Origin of the sequence: Citrobacter sp. TBCS-14, assembly GCF_005280805.1 — a bacterium.
GTDB lineage: Bacteria > Pseudomonadota > Gammaproteobacteria > Enterobacterales > Enterobacteriaceae > Citrobacter > Citrobacter gillenii.
On the sequence record NZ_SZWM01000354.1, the window covers coordinates 1 to 270 of the forward strand.

Annotated in this window: 1 protein-coding gene; it reads left to right on the forward strand. The window is 58.1% G+C overall.

Annotated elements, in window-relative coordinates; genetic code table 11:
• The coding region (locus tag FDX22_RS15465; RefSeq protein WP_146717424.1) for an ATP-binding cassette domain-containing protein at window positions 1–270 on the forward strand (270 nt) is incomplete at both ends.

The window sequence follows — 270 nt, forward strand, 5'->3', positions numbered from 1 at the left end:
TGGCGAATAATCACTGAACCGGTATGGATCCAAAAGCGTAGCCCTGAACGCGAACGCCGCGCCCTGGCCGAGGATTTGGCTCGACAGGTAGGGATTCGTCCGGAATACCTCGATCGCCTGCCGCATGCCTTTTCCGGTGGACAGCGTCAGCGTATTGCCATCGCCCGCGCGCTGTCATCGGAGCCGGATGTGATCGTCCTTGATGAGCCAACGTCGGCACTGGATATTTCGGTACAGGCGCAAATCCTCAATCTGCTGGTTGCATTGCAG